The organism is uncultured Aquabacterium sp., assembly GCF_913773725.1.
Taxonomy (GTDB): domain Bacteria; phylum Pseudomonadota; class Gammaproteobacteria; order Burkholderiales; family Burkholderiaceae_C; genus Aquabacterium.
In genome coordinates, this window is the sequence record NZ_CAJYGK010000016.1 from 183,677 (window position 1) to 199,714 (window position 16,038).

18 protein-coding genes are annotated in these 16,038 nt (G+C 66.1%); 3 read left to right on the top strand and 15 right to left on the bottom strand.

Annotated elements, in window-relative coordinates:
- Positions 1–45: 45 nt before the first annotated feature.
- The 5 genes from gspK to gspG are packed head-to-tail and all read right to left on the bottom strand — an operon-like array spanning position 46 to position 3,069.
- Complete coding sequence (gene gspK, locus QZ709_RS01925) at positions 46–1,059, bottom strand: type II secretion system minor pseudopilin GspK (RefSeq protein ID WP_294635674.1); 1,014 nt, start codon at positions 1,057–1,059, stop codon at positions 46–48.
- A 21-nt stretch (positions 1,060–1,080) separates the two neighbouring features.
- Positions 1,081–1,770, bottom strand: coding sequence for a prepilin-type N-terminal cleavage/methylation domain-containing protein (locus QZ709_RS01930; RefSeq protein ID WP_294635675.1), 690 nt, complete (start codon positions 1,768–1,770; stop codon positions 1,081–1,083).
- Between the two features lies 1 nt (position 1,771).
- Positions 1,772–2,167 carry a type II secretion system minor pseudopilin GspI gene (gspI, locus tag QZ709_RS01935; protein WP_294635676.1) on the bottom strand — a complete coding sequence of 132 codons (396 nt, stop codon included), beginning with the start codon at positions 2,165–2,167 and terminating at the stop codon, positions 1,772–1,774.
- Positions 2,154–2,654: a prepilin-type N-terminal cleavage/methylation domain-containing protein gene (locus QZ709_RS01940; RefSeq protein ID WP_294635677.1), complete on the bottom strand. Its 501-nt coding sequence runs from the start codon at positions 2,652–2,654 to the stop codon at positions 2,154–2,156. Before QZ709_RS01940 ends, gspI begins: the two co-directional genes overlap by 14 nt.
- Positions 2,629–3,069: a type II secretion system major pseudopilin GspG gene (gspG, locus tag QZ709_RS01945; protein ID WP_294635707.1), complete on the bottom strand. Its 441-nt coding sequence runs from the start codon at positions 3,067–3,069 to the stop codon at positions 2,629–2,631. The genes QZ709_RS01940 and gspG overlap by 26 nt, the downstream gene beginning before the upstream one ends.
- A 179-nt stretch (positions 3,070–3,248) precedes the next feature.
- Here gspG and QZ709_RS01950 point away from each other — a divergent pair, with 179 nt between their 5' ends.
- A complete protein-coding gene (locus QZ709_RS01950; protein ID WP_294635678.1) occupies positions 3,249–3,881 on the top strand; it encodes a hypothetical protein in 633 nt (210 codons plus the stop codon).
- A gap of 41 nt (positions 3,882–3,922) precedes the next feature.
- Here the strand turns inward: QZ709_RS01950 and ilvA are convergent, their stop codons facing one another.
- The 10 genes from ilvA to QZ709_RS02000 form a co-directional block, all read right to left on the bottom strand.
- A complete protein-coding gene (ilvA, locus tag QZ709_RS01955) occupies positions 3,923–5,581 on the bottom strand; it encodes a threonine ammonia-lyase, biosynthetic (protein WP_294635679.1) in 1,659 nt (552 codons plus the stop codon).
- A gap of 134 nt (positions 5,582–5,715) precedes the next feature.
- Positions 5,716–6,132: a F0F1 ATP synthase subunit epsilon gene (locus QZ709_RS01960; RefSeq protein WP_109037734.1), complete on the bottom strand. Its 417-nt coding sequence runs from the start codon at positions 6,130–6,132 to the stop codon at positions 5,716–5,718.
- 167 nt (positions 6,133–6,299) lie between these two features.
- Positions 6,300–7,721, bottom strand: coding sequence for a F0F1 ATP synthase subunit beta (atpD, locus tag QZ709_RS01965; RefSeq protein ID WP_294635680.1), 1,422 nt, complete (start codon positions 7,719–7,721; stop codon positions 6,300–6,302).
- 27 nt (positions 7,722–7,748) lie between these two features.
- Complete coding sequence (atpG, locus tag QZ709_RS01970) at positions 7,749–8,612, bottom strand: F0F1 ATP synthase subunit gamma (protein WP_294635681.1); 864 nt, start codon at positions 8,610–8,612, stop codon at positions 7,749–7,751.
- An 11-nt stretch (positions 8,613–8,623) separates the two neighbouring features.
- A complete protein-coding gene (atpA, locus tag QZ709_RS01975) occupies positions 8,624–10,177 on the bottom strand; it encodes a F0F1 ATP synthase subunit alpha (RefSeq protein WP_294635682.1) in 1,554 nt (517 codons plus the stop codon).
- A 128-nt stretch (positions 10,178–10,305) separates the two neighbouring features.
- Positions 10,306–10,839: a F0F1 ATP synthase subunit delta gene (locus QZ709_RS01980; protein WP_294635683.1), complete on the bottom strand. Its 534-nt coding sequence runs from the start codon at positions 10,837–10,839 to the stop codon at positions 10,306–10,308.
- Positions 10,840–10,841: 2 nt separating this feature from the next.
- Positions 10,842–11,312 carry a F0F1 ATP synthase subunit B gene (locus tag QZ709_RS01985; protein WP_294635684.1) on the bottom strand — a complete coding sequence of 157 codons (471 nt, stop codon included), beginning with the start codon at positions 11,310–11,312 and terminating at the stop codon, positions 10,842–10,844.
- Between the two features lie 50 nt (positions 11,313–11,362).
- Positions 11,363–11,620, bottom strand: a complete 258-nt coding sequence (atpE, locus tag QZ709_RS01990; protein ID WP_058088930.1) for a F0F1 ATP synthase subunit C — start codon at positions 11,618–11,620, stop codon at positions 11,363–11,365.
- A gap of 64 nt (positions 11,621–11,684) precedes the next feature.
- Positions 11,685–12,581 carry a F0F1 ATP synthase subunit A gene (gene atpB, locus QZ709_RS01995; protein WP_294635685.1) on the bottom strand — a complete coding sequence of 299 codons (897 nt, stop codon included), beginning with the start codon at positions 12,579–12,581 and terminating at the stop codon, positions 11,685–11,687.
- A gap of 12 nt (positions 12,582–12,593) precedes the next feature.
- Positions 12,594–13,103, bottom strand: a complete 510-nt coding sequence (locus tag QZ709_RS02000) for an ATP synthase subunit I (RefSeq protein WP_294635686.1) — start codon at positions 13,101–13,103, stop codon at positions 12,594–12,596.
- 407 nt (positions 13,104–13,510) lie between these two features.
- Between QZ709_RS02000 and QZ709_RS02005 the strand changes: the two genes are divergently transcribed.
- Entirely contained in the window at positions 13,511–14,365 is an 855-nt protein-coding gene (locus QZ709_RS02005; RefSeq protein WP_294635687.1) for a hypothetical protein, read from the top strand.
- A gap of 2 nt (positions 14,366–14,367) precedes the next feature.
- Entirely contained in the window at positions 14,368–16,011 is a 1,644-nt protein-coding gene (locus QZ709_RS02010) for a GH3 auxin-responsive promoter family protein (protein WP_294635708.1), read from the top strand.
- Positions 16,012–16,038 lie beyond the last annotated feature (27 nt).

The following is a 16,038-nucleotide window of genomic DNA, read 5'->3' on the forward strand; positions in this document are numbered from 1 at the left end:
GGATTGATACGCGGATGACGGCCGGTCGTCCCATCCCCCCACGAGTCAAGGCCGGGTCTGCCCGGAGCCGGCCGTGGGCTCCAGTCCGGAGAAGCGGGTCTGGTGCCGCACGAGCACGTCCATGCCCACGCGCTGCACCAGGTGCCGCTGCTCGATCACGTTGTCCTCGAGGCGCAGCCGCCCGCGCACCTCGAAGAAGTCCGAGTTCACGCGCAGCCGCGACAGGTCGAGCGTGCGCGCATCCAGCACACGGGACAACTCGGCCACATCCTTGAAGGCGCTGCGCTGGCGCGCCTGCACCAACCGCTCTGCGGTGGCCAGGTCGAGCCGCTCGACGACGGCCGCGATCACCTCCTTGGGGGCGGTGTTGACGTTCACGCCCGTCGAGTCCGGCAGCAGTGTCAGATAAGGTCGGAGCCGCTCTACCGTGGCGGCGTCGAAGCCCAGCCACACGAGCTGGTCCACATGCTGCGGCATCAGCGGCGCCTGCGCCTGCTCCGACTCCCCGCCCAGCTTGGCCAGCATCGTGCCATCGCCGGTCTGCTGAGCCAGCCAGGCGCGCCGGAAGCTCGCCGCCAGCCCGTCGCCCAGAGACGGCGACAGCCCCAGCATCTCGCACAGGCGACGCAGCACCGCGACCTCGCGCACGTCCAGTTCACCGGCGCCGTCGACCACGTTGCGCAGGTTGTAGCGCGCGGTCGCGTCCTCGACCCGCCCGGAGAGAAAGGCCTCCGGGGCGTCGTCGGTGTTGCTCGCATCGGCAGCCAGAAAGGTCGACAGCCGGGCCTCGGCCAGCGGGGTGGCCCATGCCTCACCCAGGTGGTCAGGCCCGCCGTTGCGCGCGTCCTCACGGAGGATCAGCCGAGCCCAGTCCAGTGCCCCACTGAGCACCCACATGGCCTGGCTGCGCACCCGCTCCGCGCCCTCCACCTGCACGGCGCGCCACTGCTGCCACACCATCGAGGCGGCAAACGTGGCCACCAGCGTCACAATCACCATGGCCATCAGCAAGGCCGCGCCCCGCTGGTTGCGGCGCGAACGGCTGGCAGAACGAGGCATCCACGGCACTGGCATGGCTCCTCAGTTCGGCTGAGGCGACAGCATCACGTCGCGCTGCAGCCGGCCATTCAGCCCACTGCCCTCGGCAAACACGAGCTGCAGCCGCACCGCCTCGGGCAGCTGCTGGCGCGCCGCCGCGGGCACGCCGGACGCCGAAGGCGCGGCTGGCGCGACATTGCCGGTGGACTGGCAGTTGGTCAACGAGCCATTGCGAAAGCAGTAGACCTGCCACTGCTCGACGCCCGACAAGGCCGTCAAGGCCCCCGGCTCGGTTCCTTGCAGCTGGTAGGTCGTGCGCCAGGCCTGCTTGAGCTCACCCACCCGCGTCACCGCCGGGCTGGCCCACCGCACCCAGCGGCCACCCCGCACCACCCACGCCACCACGCGCACACCGGCAGGATCCCGCCGCGTGAACCGCATCGCCCCACCGTCGTACTCCAGTCCCGGCACCACCTGGGTGTCCAGCACCTGGGCCATGTCGGCCTCCCACTGCACCATGACCGACTGCAGGCGCAGCGTGCGACGCAGGTTGTCGTCCGCCACAGCACGGGCGCTGCTGATGGCATCCAGCCCTTTCCATGCGGTGGCCGCCAGCACGGACAGGATCATCAAGGCGACCAGCACCTCGACCAGCGTGAACCCGCTCACCCGGCGGGCGGGGAGCACCCTGGACGAGGCCAGGAACGAAGGGCTGCGCGGCATGGCGGACATGTCAGAACCGCGGCAGGATGGTCGACAGCTTGACGATGGGCTGGTTCGCCTCATCCATCACCTGTGCATCGACCCGCCGGAAGTTGAGGTTGGGCGTGGGGCGCACCACCAGCCGCCCGGGCAGGGTGCGGCCCATTTCCTGGCAACTGAAGTCGCTGTCGCCCACAGCCGGGAACAGCCGCGAGAGCTTCATCGACGTCAACTGGTTTTCGGCGCACATCTGCGCCAGGGTCAGATCGGCCATGCGCTGGGCGTTGATCCCCAGCCCGCCGGCCGCCTTGATGCCCGCCGACAGCGTGACCGCCACGATGGCGAGCGCCACCAGCACCTCGATCAGCGTCATGCCCGGCGCAGGAGCAGGCCGCTGCCGCACGCCGCGCGGGTCAGCGACCGCCATTCGCGCTCCCCCCTTGTGCACTGGCATCGTCGGTCACCACATCGAAGGGCGACAGCCCGTCCGTGGCGATCACCAGGCGGCGGTCTTCCAGGCTCAGCACGACGCTCTGCGGGCCGATGACCGGCTCGGGACCCAGCACGATGCTGCGCGCCCCGATCACTTCGGCTCGCACCTCGCGCGCCTGCCACTGCAGCGGCGGCATGAAGGCGGGCGGCAGACCGAGGAACTGGTAATCGGCATCCGGTCCGTTGGGCTGCGGTACCCACAGCACGGTCAGGGCACCGGCCCGTGCCTGCGTGCGCGCCGACTCGAGCACGGCCACGAGGCGCGCGGCCTCCCGGTCCAGACGTGTGGCGGCCGGATCCGGAATCGCCAGCGAAATCACGGCCGTGGTCAGGCCGATCATCGCGATCACGACCATCAACTCCAGCAGCGTGAAACCACGCGACCGGCGCCGAAGCTCACTGCCAGGAACCGACGTCCGCATCACGGCCTTCGCCGCCGCTCTGGCCATCGGCCCCGAAGCTGAAGACGTCGACCTGGCCCTTCACGCCCGGGTTCACATACTGGTAGGCATTGCCCCACGGATCGGTGGGCAGCTTTTCCAGATACGGCTTCCAGTTCGGCGGAATGGGACCGGTGGTGGGCTTGGCCACCAGGGCCTTGAGCCCCTGCTCGGCTGTCGGGTAGCGCTGGTTGTCCAACCGGTACAGCTTGAGCGCCTGCATCAGGTTGCCGACGTCCGTGCGCGCTGCGGTGACCCGGGCGTCATCCGCACGGTCCAGCACGTTCGGCACGATCAGCGCCGCCAGCAGGCCGATGATCACCAGCACCACCATCAGTTCGATCAGCGTGAAACCACGCTGCACCAGTTGGCCCGCACGCTGACGGGCCCGGGACATCATCTGAAACTTGCTCATCTTGCTTTCCGAATAAGACGCTGGCGCCCTCCGGACCGTCCGGCACCACAAGCCACACCAGCATGCCGCAGCCCGGGCCGCCTCCGGCGCCGGATGTACCCGGGGTTGCCCCCGCAGTTTCCGTCACGCCACCACATCGGCAACCATCATAATGGGGCGATATGGCATCTCGCTTCTTCGCCCTCCTGACCTGGGCCGCCGTCGCGGCGAGCCTGGCTTACTGGGGTCTGCGCTGGCTCGCGCCCCCTTCGGCCGTGCCGACCAACGCCACCCTGGTGTCGCCCGACACGGCTGCGCGGGGCGACCTGCGCCGATTGCTGAGCGGGCCGGCGCGCACGGTCGAGGCCGCAGCCCCGGTCAGTGCCTCGGCCGAGCTGCTCGCCCGCATCAAGCTGCTGGGCGTGGTTGCGCCGCGAACGCCGGGTGGCCAGGGGGTGGCGCTGGTGTCGGTGGACGGCAAGCCGCCCCGCGCCCTCCGCCTGGGCGACCGCGTGGACGGCGACTTCGTTCTCAAAGGCCTGACGCAGCGCGGCGCTGACATCGGTCCGGCCGCGGGCGAGGGGGTGGTGACCCTCGATCTGCCCTTGATGCCCCCACCGGCTGCCGGCAGCCTGCCACCCATCAGCGGCTTCGAGCGCAACAGCGCGCCTCGCGTGCCGATCGATGGGCCTGTGCAGGCCGCGCCCGCGGCGCGCGGCAGCCTGACGTCCCCCGAACAGGCTCCGCCCCCCGGCGCAGGCGGGGTGCCCGCGCCCCCGAGCCCGGTGAACCCGGGACAACGCGGGCCGGACTGAATGCACCGCACGACGCCACCCTCCACGGGGCGGCGCGGCGATCAGCGCAGGAACAGCCGGTAGACCGGGTTGCGCGTCTCGTCCACGTAGGGATAGCCCAGGCGCGACAGCAGGGCATCGATCCCCTTGATCTCGGCCTTGGGCACCTGCAGGCCCACCAGGATGCGACCGTAGTCGGCGCCCTGGTTGCGGTAGTGGAACAGGCTGATGTTCCACCCGGGTGGCAGGCTGGTCAGGAAGTTCATCAACGCACCGGGCCGCTCCGGGAAGACGAAGCTGTAGAGCCGCTCGCCTTCCGCCAGCGATGACCGCCCGCCCACCATGTGGCGGATGTGCGTCTTGGCCAGCTCGTCGTGCGTCAGGTCCACCGTGGCGAAGCCCTGCTGCTCGAACGCCTTGGCGATCTTCTTCGACTCGCCCTTTTCGCGCGTCGTCAGCCCCACGAACACGTGGGCCTGCTTCTCATCGGAGATTCGGTAGTTGAACTCGGTGACGCTGCGCGGGCCGATGGTCTCGCAGAAGCGCTTGAACGAACCGCGCTCCTCAGGAATGGTCACGGCCAGCAGCGCCTCGCGCTCCTCGCCCACTTCTGCCCGCTCGGCCACGAAGCGCAGCCGGTCGAAGTTCATGTTGGCACCGCAGTTCACGGCGATGTAGGTCTTGCCCTGGCCACCGTGCCGCTCGGCATACTGCTTGATCGCCGCCACACCGAGCGCACCGGCCGGCTCCACGATCGAGCGCGTGTCCTGGTAGATGTCCTTGATCGCCGCACACACGGCGTCGGTGTTCACCACCACGAAGTCGTCGACGTAGAGGCTCGTCAGGCGCATCGTCTCCTCTCCGACCAGCTTGACCGCCGTGCCGTCCGAGAACAGGCCGACATCTGCCAGCGTCACGCGCTCCTTGGCCTTGACCGAACGCACCATGGCGTCCGAGTCGTTCATCTGCACGCCGATCACCTTGATCTCCGGCCGCACGGCCTTGATGTAGGCCGCCACCCCGCTGATCAGGCCGCCGCCCCCGATCGCGACGAACACCGCGTCGATCGGGCCGGCGTGCTGGCGCAGGATCTCCATCGCCACCGTGCCCTGGCCTGCGATCACATCCGGATCGTCGAAGGGATGCACGAAGGTCATGCCCTTCTTCTTCTCAAGCGCCTTGGCGTGGGCCGCCGCGTCGGAGTAGCTCTCCCCGTGCAGCACGATCTGCACGTTGTCGCCGCCGAAATGGCGCACGGCGTCGATCTTGACCTGCGGGGTCGTCGTGGGCATCACGATGGTCGCCTGGCACCCCATGCGCCGCGCGCCCAGCGCCACGCCCTGCGCGTGGTTGCCGGCCGAGGCGCAGATCACGCCCTTGGCCAGCGCCTTGGCCGACAGCTGCGCCATCTTGTTGTACGCGCCGCGCAGCTTGAAGCTGAACACCGGCTGCTTGTCTTCCCGCTTCAGGAAGACGTGGTGCCCCAGGCGGCGCGACAGCGCCTGCGCGTGCTCCAGCGGGGTCTCCATCGCCACGTCGTAGACCTTGCTGGTCAGCACCTTGCGCAGGTAGTCCTGCAACCCCAGCGGTGCGGTGGCGGGTGCCGCTGCGGTCCTCGTCGCGGCAGCGGCCTTGCCCCGGATCGCGCCAGCCGTCTTGCGGGCGATGGGCGCTGCCGACGATCGGCGTGAGGGCTTGGCAACAGGACGCGCGGCAGACATCAGGACACTCCGGAAAAAACGACAGGCCGTGAGGCGGAAACCTGACAGTCTACCTGCCGCAGAAAAAGAAAAAGCCCGTGGGATGAGCCACGGGCTTGGTCGGGCGACCCACACGCAGGCGGGTCACCGGCAGATCACTTCTTGCGCAGACGGCGGATCGCAGCCAGCTGGGCGACCAGCTCGGCCAGTTCGCTCTGAGCGCGGGCCAGATCCAGCTCGCCCTTGGCGGACTGGATGGCTTCCTCGGCCAGACGCTTGGCTTCCAGCGCCTTCGCTTCGTCCAGGTCCTTGCCGCGGATGGCGGTGTCGGCCAGAACGGTCACGCAGTGCGGCTGCACTTCCAGGATGCCGCCGGCCACGAAGACGAACTCTTCCTGACCGTTGTCGGCACGCTGGATGCGCACGGCGCCCGGCTTGATGCGGGTGATCAGCGGGGTGTGGCGCGGCAGGATGCCCAGTTCGCCCGATTCACCCGGCAGGGACACCAGCGTGGCCTCGCCCGCGAAGATCGACTCTTCTGCCGAAACGACGTCAACGTGAATGGTGGACATATCGAGCTTTCAAAAAATTGATGAACGACTCTCGCAACGCCTCAACGGCTTTCGCGCGGGAAGGCGCTGCAAGAAGCAAGCGATCGGTTCGGGATCAAGGCGCCGCGCACAGCCGGACTCAGAGTCCGGCGAGCACGGCAACGCCGCGCCCGGACCGAGCGCGCCGCTTATTGCATCGTCTTCGCCTTTTCGAAGGCTTCGTCGATCGTGCCCACCATGTAGAAGGCCTGTTCCGGCAGGCTGTCGCACTCGCCGTTGACGATCATCTTGAAGCCGCGGATGGTTTCCTTCAGCGGCACGTACTTGCCAGGCGCGCCCGTGAAAACTTCGGCCACGTGGAACGGCTGCGACAGGAAACGCTGGATCTTACGGGCGCGGGCGACAAGCAGCTTGTCTTCCGGAGCCAGTTCGTCCATGCCCAGAATGGCGATGATGTCGCGCAGTTCCTTGTAGCGCTGCAGGGTGTTCTGCACGGCGCGGGCCACGGTGTAGTGCTCTTCGCCGACCACGTGCGGGTCCAGCTGACGCGAGGTCGAGTCGAGCGGGTCCACAGCGGGGTAGATACCCAGCGAAGCGATGTCACGCGACAGCACCACGGTGGAGTCCAGGTGGGCGAAGGTCGTGGCAGGCGACGGGTCGGTCAGGTCGTCCGCAGGGACGTACACGGCCTGGATCGAGGTGATCGAGCCGACCTTGGTCGAGGTGATGCGCTCTTGCAGGCGGCCCATTTCTTCGGCCAGGGTGGGCTGGTAACCCACGGCGGAAGGCATACGGCCCAGCAGCGCGGACACTTCGGTACCGGCCAGGGTGTAACGGTAGATGTTGTCCACGAAGAACAGCACGTCACGGCCTTCGTCGCGGAACGACTCGGCCATCGTCAGGCCGGTCAGGGCCACGCGCAGACGGTTGCCCGGCGGCTCGTTCATCTGACCGTAGACCATGGCCACCTTCGATTCGGCCAGGTTGTCCTGCTTCACGACGCCCGCATCGGACATTTCGTGATAGAAGTCGTTGCCCTCACGGGTACGCTCGCCCACACCAGCGAACACCGACAGACCCGAGTGAGCCTTGGCGATGTTGTTGATGAGTTCCATCATGTTCACGGTCTTGCCCACACCGGCGCCACCGAACAGACCCACCTTGCCGCCCTTGGCGAACGGGCACACCAGGTCGATCACCTTGATGCCGGTTTCCAGCAGCTCGGTCGACGGCGACAGTTCGTCGTAGGCCGGGGCCTTGCGGTGGATGGAGGCGGTTTGCGTCTGGTCGACCGGACCGCGCTCGTCGATCGGGTTGCCCAGCACGTCCATGATGCGGCCCAGCGTGGCCGGACCGACGGGGACGGTGATCGGGGCGTTGGTGTTGTAGACCACCATGCCGCGACGCAGACCGTCGGACGAACCCAGCGCAATGGTACGGACCACGCCGTCGCCCAGAAGCTGTTGCACTTCCAGGGTCAGGGCCGAGCCGTCCATCTTCAGGGCGTCGTACACCTTCGGCATCTGATCGCGCGGGAACTCCACGTCCACCACGGCGCCGATGCACTGAACGATCTTGCCTACAGCTTGTGCCACTTGTGTGTCAGCCATCTTCGTTCCTTCAATTCAATATTCAGATCAGACCGCGGCCGCGCCGGCAACGATCTCGGAGAGTTCCTTGGTGATCGCAGCCTGACGGGTCTTGTTGTAGACCAGCTTCAGTTCCTTGATCACGTTGCCTGCGTTGTCGGTGGCGGCCTTCATGGCCACCATGCGGGCCGACTGCTCCGAAGCCATGTTCTCGGCCACAGCCTGGTACACCAGCGCTTCGACGTAACGCACCATCAGGTCATCGATGACGACCTTGGCGTCCGGCTCATACAGGTATTCCCACGAATGAGTCTTCTCGCCTTCGAACTCGTTGGCCTTCAAGGGCAGCAGCTGCTCGACCACCGGCTCCTGCTTCATCGTGTTGATGAAGCGCGTGAAGCACAGGTAGACGGCGCTGAGCTCGCCCGCGGTGTACGCGTCGAGCAGCACCTTGACGGGGCCGATCAGCTTCTCGAGATGGGGGGTGTCCCCCATCCCCACCACCTGGGCGACCACATTGGCGCCGATGCGGTTGAAGAAGCCGGTGGCCTTGTTGCCGATGGCGACCACGTCGGCCTTGACGCCCTGACCGTCCAGCTCACGGAGCTTGTTGGTCACGGCGCGCAGCACGTTCGTGTTCAGACCACCGCACAGACCCTTGTCCGTGCTCACCACGATGAAGCCCACCTTCTTGCCAGCGCCTTGCTGCATGAAGGGGTGGACGTACTCGGGGTTGGCCAAGGCCAGGTTCGCCGTGATGTTGCGCACCTTTTCAGCGTAGGGTCGGGCCGCACGCATGCGATCCTGCGCCTTGCGCATCTTCGAAGCCGCGACCATTTCCATGGCCTTGGTGATCTTCTTGGTGTTCTCGACGCTCTTGATCTTGTTGCGTATTTCCTTGCCTGCCGCCATGGCGTGCTCCTTTAGGCAAAGGTCTTCTTGAACGCGACGATGGCTGCTTGCAGCTCGGCTTCGGCGTCCTTGTCCAAGGCCTTCTTCTCTTCGATCTTGGCCAGCAGCGCGCCGTGGCTCGTCTTCAGGAACTGGTGCAGACCAGCTTCAAAAGCCAGAACCTTCTTCACGTCGATGTCGTCCATATAGCCCTTGTTCACGGCGAACAGGGTGGCGCCCATCAGCGAGATCGACAGCGGCTGGTACTGAGCCTGCTTCAGCAGTTCGGTCACGCGGGCACCGCGGTCCAGCTGCTTGCGGGTGGCGGCGTCCAGATCGGAAGCGAACTGCGCGAAGGCAGCCAGTTCACGGTACTGGGCCAGGTCGGTACGGATACCGCCGGACAGGCTCTTGATGACCTTGGTCTGGGCCGCACCACCCACGCGCGACACCGAGATACCGGCGTTGATGGCGGGGCGGATGCCTGCGTTGAACAGGTTGGTTTCCAGGAAGATCTGACCGTCGGTGATCGAGATCACGTTGGTCGGAACGAAGGCGGACACGTCACCGGCTTGCGTTTCGATGATGGGCAGGGCGGTCAGGGAACCGGTCTTGCCCTTCACTTCGCCGTTGGTGAAGGCTTCGACGTAGTCGGCGTTCACGCGGGCGGCACGCTCCAGCAGGCGCGAGTGAATGTAGAACACGTCGCCAGGGAAAGCTTCGCGGCCCGGCGGGCGGCGCAGCAGCAGCGACACTTGACGGTAGGCCACGGCCTGCTTGGACAGGTCGTCGTACACGATCAGGGCGTCTTGACCGCGGTCGCGGAAGTATTCGCCCATCGCGCAGCCGGCGTAGGCCGACACGAACTGCATGGCAGCCGAGTCGGAAGCGGTGGCGGCGACCACGATGGTGTATTCCATGGCGCCGGACTGCTCCAGAGCGCGCACGACGTTCTTGACCGACGAAGCCTTCTGACCGATGGCGACGTAGATACAGGTGACGCCCTGGCCCTTCTGGTTGATGATCGCGTCGATGGCGACGGCGGTCTTGCCGGTCTGACGGTCACCGATGATCAGCTCGCGCTGGCCACGGCCGATGGGCACCATCGAGTCGATCGACTTGATGCCGGTCTGCAGCGGCTGGTCCACCGATTGACGGGCGATCACGCCGGGGGCGATCTTCTCGATGGGAGAAGACAGCTTGGCGTTGATCGGGCCCTTGCCGTCGATGGGCTGACCCAGGGCGTTCACCACACGGCCGACCAGCTCGGGGCCGACGGGCACTTCCAGAATGCGGCCCGTGCACTTGACGGTGTCACCTTCGGAAATGTGCTCGTACTCGCCCAGGATCACGGCGCCGACGGAGTCACGCTCCAGGTTCAGCGCGAGACCGAAGGTGGGCACGCCAGCGGCGTTGGCGGGGAACTCGAGCATTTCGCCTTGCATCGCATCGGACAGGCCGTGGATGCGCACGATGCCGTCGGTCACGGAGATGACGGTACCCTGGTTGCGAATGTCGGCAGCCGCGCCGAGACCTTCGATGCGGCTCTTGATCAGTTCGGAAATTTCTGCGGGATTCAATTGCATTGCTTAGCTCCCAGTCTGGTCAAGGGCTGCACCTTGGCAAACCTCGTTGACGACAACCGGCAGCCATCCCGAAGGGACAACCACCGGCAGGGTTGAGCGACTATTCTTGGTTGAGGCCGGGCTCCGGATCACGCCAGGAGGGCCGACTTCATGCGTTCCAGACGGGCCTTGACGGAGGTGTCGAGCACCTCGTCGCCGACCACGACGCGCACACCACCGATGAGGTCGGGGTCGACCTGCACCTTGGCTTCCAGTTTGCGGCCGAAGCGCTTCTCGAGCGGCACCACGATCTCGGACACCTGGGCGTCCGTGATGGGGAAGGCGCTGACGATGCGGGCTTCGGACACGCCCTGGCGGGCTTGCACGAGGGCTTGGAACTGCTCGGCCATCAGCGGCAGGGCCGCCAGACGACCGTTCTCCAGAACGGTACGCAGGAAGTTGGCCACGACCGGCGCGAGAGCCACCTTGGCAGCCTCGGTGATCACGCCGAACACATGGTCCTGCGTGACACGGGGGTTGTCGGCGAAGCTCTGCAGGGCAGCGTCGCTGGCGACCTGACCCAGGGCAGCAACTTGCGCCACCCAGGCGGATTGCTCCGCTTCGGGTGTGGCCTTGAACAGCGCTTCGGCGTAAGGACGGGCGATGGTGGCAAGCTCGGCCATGATCACAGCTCCGACTTCAGGCGGCTCAGCAGGTCGGCATGGACCTCGGCTGACACCTCACGACGCAGAATCTGCTCGGCACCCTTGACGGCCAGACCGGCGACCTGCTCACGCAGGGCCTCACGGGCTTGCACAGCCAGCTGATCGGCTTCCGACTTGGCGTCGGCCACGATCTTGGCGGCTTCTTGCGAAGCGCGCTGCTTGGCTTCCTCAACGATGGCTGCGGCACGCTTTTCAGCGTCAGCCAGTCGTTGAGCGATTTCGTCGCGGGATTGGGCGAGCTGTTCCTGGACGCTCTTGTTGGCGTTCGCCAGCTCCAGCTTGGCCTTGTCGGCAGCAGCCAGACCGTCGGCGATCTTGCTTGCGCGCTCATCGAGCGCCTTCGTGATCGGCGGCCACACGAACTTCATCGTGAACCACCAGAGGATCCCGAAGACCACGATCTGCGCGAACAACGTTGCGTTCAGATTCACGGCTCGGACCTTTCTCGGTTAAATGGAATGTTCAGTCGAGAAGGGACCGATTACTTGGCCAGAGCGGCGATGAACGGGTTCGCGAAGGCGAACAGCATGGCGATACCGACACCGATCAGGAAGGCGGCGTCGATCAGACCGGCCAGCAGGAACATCTTGGTCTGCAGTTCGTTCATCAGTTCGGGCTGACGAGCGGTGGCTTCGAAGTACTTGCCGCCCATCAGAGCGATACCGATACAGGCACCGATAGCGCCCAGGGCGATGATCAGACCACAAGCCAGAGCGACGTTTGCCAACACCAGTTCCATGATTGCTCCTAAAGAAAGTAAGGTTGGTTTAGAGAAAAAGGGAGGGACGATTTGTGAAACCTGATCAGTGACCTTCGTGGGCCTGACCGATGTACACCAGGGTCAACATCATGAAGATGAACGCTTGCAGCGCAATGATCAGGATGTGGAAGATGGCCCAAGCCGAACCGGCCAGGATGTGCAGCAGCCAGAGGCCCGCACCGCCCGCGGAGAGGGTCGTGCCCACCGCGGCGCCCAGCAGGGCGATCAGCATGAACACCAGTTCACCTGCGTACATGTTGCCCCACAGCCGCATGCCGTGGGAGATGGTCTTGGCGCCGAACTCGACGAGGTTCAGGAAGAAGTTCGGGATCAGCAACAGGATGGTGCCGACGGGGCCGTGCGCGTGGAACGGGGCCGTGAACAGCTCCTTGATCCAGCCGCCGACGCCCTTGATCTTCATGTTGTAGTACAGGCAGATCAGCAGCACGGAAATCGACATGCCCAGCGTGATGGACAGGTCAGCGGTCGGCACGACGCGCATGTAGGCGTGGTGCGGATCGTGGCCGGCCGCAGCGTAGACGCCTTCCCAGATGCGGGGCAGCAGGTCAACCGGCAGCAGGTCCATTGCGTTCATGAAGAAGATCCACACGAACACGGTCAGGGCAGCGGGGGCCACGGCCTTGCGCGAGGTGGCGTTGTGCACGATGCCCTTGGCCTGCGTGTCGACCAGCTCGACCAGCAGTTCGACGGCAGCCTGGAAGCGACCCGGCACGCCGGACGTGGCCTTGCGGGCAGCCTTCCACAGCAGGAAGACACCCAGGGCACCCATCACCACCGACCAGAAAACCGAGTCGAGGTTGATGTAGGACCAGTCGACGATGGCCTGGACCTCGGACTTGTTCTGCAGGTGACGGAGGTGGTGCCCGATGTACTCGGGTGCGGTGAGCGCGTGTTCAGCGGCGTGAGCTTCGGCGGACATCGGCAGTTCTCGTTAAACAGATTTCTTCGCGCGACCCCGCCCCATGAGCAGGATCACTCCAATCACTTTCAGGCACACCACCAGGGTCACCAGCATGGCCGCCCAGTCGATCGGGCGGAGCAGCACAGGCGACAGCGCGAGCATCGCGCCACTCAACCCGAGCTTGAGCAACTCCCACACGAGGAGCGCTCCCACACTGCGTCCCGCACCCCGCCCGAAGACCCCCCGCGCCATCAGGGCGTTGGGTATCACGACCACCGCGCCGCCATACAGGGCAGACACGGCAGAAGCCGGACTTTGCGCGAGGACACCCCAGACCAGCGCGACCAGCACCGCCACAACTGTCTGCCAGGCAAGAATCTGCCAGACGGACAAGGACGGGTGCTTGGCGACAAGGGCTTGCGCCTCTTCTCGCGTCAGCGGCCGGACGGGGGGATCGGTGTCCTTGGACCAGTCGGAATCGTCGAAGTCCTGTTGCGGTGCATGCTGACCTCCCGGCTTGTGACTCTGAGGTGGCTGCATGACGACTCGCTCGGCGCATTCAACCCGCTGACTGCCCGGCCGGCATCCTGGATCTGACAGGACACGCAGGCCACGCGCGACAACGGCGACAGTGGTGCTCAACACCGACCCTGGCGTCGGCAAAACCAAAAGATTATACGCGGTTACCCGAAGCCAGACCAAGCCCCAGCACTGTACTGAGTTGACACATCCCTCAGCCGCGGGCCAGTCGGTGTGGACGCCCCGGGACGGTGCGCGACGCCGATCATCACATGCCCCCGCATGTCGGGGGCACCCAAGGGCAAGCCCGGTGACGTGCACGATGAGCGATCGGCATCCTTTGTTTAACGGGTCTCGAGCACCCGCCTTCAGCAGTTGCCGCCGGCCCGCATCCGCACGGGCCCAAGGTTTTCGCCGGGAGTTCGCGAATGTCTTCTCCAGCCGCCCGAGACAAGGTCAGCACGTTTTTCAGGCCGATTTCGGCCATCACGGTCACGCACATCCGTCAGATGTACGACCTGTACGCCGGCTTCTACGAGAACACGTCGCTGGATGTGTTTCTTCAGGACCTCAGCAAGAAGTCCGGGGTGATCCTGGTGACGCGCAAGGCCGACGACCGGGTCGTGGGCTTTTCAACGCAGACCTTCTTCGACATCCGCGTGGATGGCAAGCGCGTGCGGGGCATCTTCAGCGGCGACACGATCGTCGATCCGGCCTACTGGGGCAACAACGCGCTGGCCAACACCTTCTACCGACGGCTGGTGATCGAGCGCATCAAGCACCCCTTCGTGCCCTTCTACTGGTTCCTGATCTCCAAGGGCTACAAGACCTACCTGCTGCTCACCAACAACTTCTACAACTACTACCCAAATGTGCGCGGCCGCGACGAGAAGTACCGCCGCATCACCGAGGCCTATTGCGAGCAACTGTTCCCGCAGTACTTCGACCGCAAGAAGATGCTGCTGGACTTCGGCGACGATTACGTGCGGCTGAAGGGCGACGTGGCCGACATCACGCCGGAGTTGAAGGCCGCGAATCCGCACATCGCATTCTTCGAGAAGGTGAACCCGACGTGGCGGCGCGGCACCGAGGTGCCGTGCATCGGTGCCTGCGATTACGAGAGCCTGTTCCGCTCGATCGTCGATGTGCCGTGGAAGTGGATCCGCAAGCACCTGCTGGGCACGCACCGGCCTGCCGGGCTGGACGTGGCCGACCGGCCCAACCGGAGCGTGGTGTGGCAGGACGCCGATGCGGAGGGCATGGGCGAGGGCCGCGTTTCGTGAGCATGGCGCGCGGCACCCGACTGGGGCACCATCTTCTGAAGCGGCTGGTCGAACCCGGTCGCGCGCGCTTCGCCCGGCACCTGGATGAGCTGGAATCGGTGCAGCGGGCTCGGCTCGCGCGCTGGCTGGCCGCGGCCGCGCGGTCGCCCGAAGGACAGCGCCAGGGCATCCGCGCAGACTGGTCGTGGGAGGAGTTCGCGCGGCAGATGCCGGTGACCGACTACACGCACTATGCCGAGGCCCTGAGCCTGCAGCGCCAGCAACGGCAGGCGAGGCTGATCGACTCCCCGGTGATGCGCCACCAGCCGACCAGCGGCTCGACCTCGGCGGTGAAGTGGATCCCATACACCAAGCTGTTTCTGGACGAGCTGGATCAGGTGATCACAGCGTGGGTCGGTGATCTTTACCGTCAGTTTCCGCATCAGGGCCGGGGCACGCACTATTGGTCGTTGTCCTGGATTCCGACGAGCCTGCGCGGCCAGACCGCCGGCGACATCAACGACGACATGAAGATGCTGTCGTGGGGCAAGCGCCTGCTGGCTTACATGACGCAAGCGGCACCGCAGGAGATCGCGCTGGCCGAGACCTCGGACGATTCGCTGTTCGCGACCGCGGCCTGGCTCACGTCGGATGCCTCGCTGGGCTTTCTGTCGGTGTGGAGCCCCACGTTCGGCATCGGACTGCTGGAGCAGATGGGGGCGTGGCGGATGGAACTGGCCGAGGTGCTGAGGCGCGGCGATTGGGGAGCGCGCACGCCCCGCATGGCCGGCGTGCCCTGCCCGCGGGCGCCGCATGCGGCGGACCTGCTGTCGAACTGGGATGGTCGCCCGGACGGGGCTTTCTTCCGCGCCCTCTGGCCTCGGCTGGCGGTGCTCAGCGCGTGGGACACGGCCGCGGCAGCGCCATGGGCCCGCCGGTTGCGGGCGATGCTGCCCCACGCGGCTTTCCAGGGCAAGGGGCTGTGGGCCACCGAAGGGGTGGTGACTTTCCCGTTCGAAGGCCGCTATCCGCTGGCCTACCTGAGCCACGCCTATGAATTCGAAGACGCGCACGACGGCCGCATCCATGCGCCGTGGCAACTGCGTGAAGGCCAGGAGGTGATCCCGCTGCTGACGACGGGCAGCGGCTTTGCGCGCTACCGCATGAGCGACGTGCTGCGCGTGGAGGCTCCGCTCGGCGAGGTGCCCTGCTTCACCTTTCTGGGCCGCAACGACGGCGTGGACCTGGTCGGCGAAAAGACCAGCGCCCAGACAGCGCAGGCCGTGCAGGACGGGTTGCGTCTGGAGGGTGCGCTGCCGGTGACGCTGTTGGCGCTGGATGAAGCGGCACGCCGCCAGCCGGGCTATGTGCTGCTGGTCGAGTGCGATACCACACGCGCCCGCGGCCCGCTGGAGCGGGATCTGGCCCGGCAGGTGGAAGCCGCCTTGCAGACGAACTTCCATTACAAGCTGGCCCGCGAGCTGGGGCAATTGCAGCCCGCCGCCTGCGTTGCCCTGCCCGACATGCGTGCCCTGTACCTCGATCAGTGCCGTGAGCGCGGAATGATCGAGGGCAACATCAAGATCGAGCCGCTGCGGCACTGGACGGGCCCGGCCCCGAGCGTGCTGCGTGACGCCCTGGACGGCTGCGCGCTGTCCGCTGCCTGACTCCCCTCGCCTCTCATTCAGCAAGCA

Bases quoted from the DNA above. Each gene is read 5' to 3' on its own strand.
- gspK (WP_294635674.1), bottom strand. From the start codon at position 1,059: ATGCCTCGTTCTGCCAGCCGTTCGCGCCGCAACCAGCGGGGCGCGGCC.
- QZ709_RS01930 (WP_294635675.1), bottom strand. From the start codon at position 1,770: ATGTCCGCCATGCCGCGCAGCCCTTCGTTCCTGGCCTCGTCCAGGGTG.
- gspI (WP_294635676.1), bottom strand. From the start codon at position 2,167: ATGGCGGTCGCTGACCCGCGCGGCGTGCGGCAGCGGCCTGCTCCTGCG.
- QZ709_RS01940 (WP_294635677.1), bottom strand. From the start codon at position 2,654: ATGCGGACGTCGGTTCCTGGCAGTGAGCTTCGGCGCCGGTCGCGTGGT.
- gspG (WP_294635707.1), bottom strand. From the start codon at position 3,069: ATGTCCCGGGCCCGTCAGCGTGCGGGCCAACTGGTGCAGCGTGGTTTC.
- QZ709_RS01950 (WP_294635678.1), top strand. From the start codon at position 3,249: ATGGCATCTCGCTTCTTCGCCCTCCTGACCTGGGCCGCCGTCGCGGCG.
- ilvA (WP_294635679.1), bottom strand. From the start codon at position 5,581: ATGTCTGCCGCGCGTCCTGTTGCCAAGCCCTCACGCCGATCGTCGGCA.
- QZ709_RS01960 (WP_109037734.1), bottom strand. From the start codon at position 6,132: ATGTCCACCATTCACGTTGACGTCGTTTCGGCAGAAGAGTCGATCTTC.
- atpD (WP_294635680.1), bottom strand. From the start codon at position 7,721: ATGGCTGACACACAAGTGGCACAAGCTGTAGGCAAGATCGTTCAGTGC.
- atpG (WP_294635681.1), bottom strand. From the start codon at position 8,612: ATGGCGGCAGGCAAGGAAATACGCAACAAGATCAAGAGCGTCGAGAAC.
- atpA (WP_294635682.1), bottom strand. From the start codon at position 10,177: ATGCAATTGAATCCCGCAGAAATTTCCGAACTGATCAAGAGCCGCATC.
- QZ709_RS01980 (WP_294635683.1), bottom strand. From the start codon at position 10,839: ATGGCCGAGCTTGCCACCATCGCCCGTCCTTACGCCGAAGCGCTGTTC.
- atpE (WP_058088930.1), bottom strand. From the start codon at position 11,620: ATGGAACTGGTGTTGGCAAACGTCGCTCTGGCTTGTGGTCTGATCATC.
- atpB (WP_294635685.1), bottom strand. From the start codon at position 12,581: ATGTCCGCCGAAGCTCACGCCGCTGAACACGCGCTCACCGCACCCGAG.
- QZ709_RS02000 (WP_294635686.1), bottom strand. From the start codon at position 13,103: ATGCAGCCACCTCAGAGTCACAAGCCGGGAGGTCAGCATGCACCGCAA.
- QZ709_RS02005 (WP_294635687.1), top strand. From the start codon at position 13,511: ATGTCTTCTCCAGCCGCCCGAGACAAGGTCAGCACGTTTTTCAGGCCG.
- QZ709_RS02010 (WP_294635708.1), top strand. From the start codon at position 14,368: ATGGCGCGCGGCACCCGACTGGGGCACCATCTTCTGAAGCGGCTGGTC.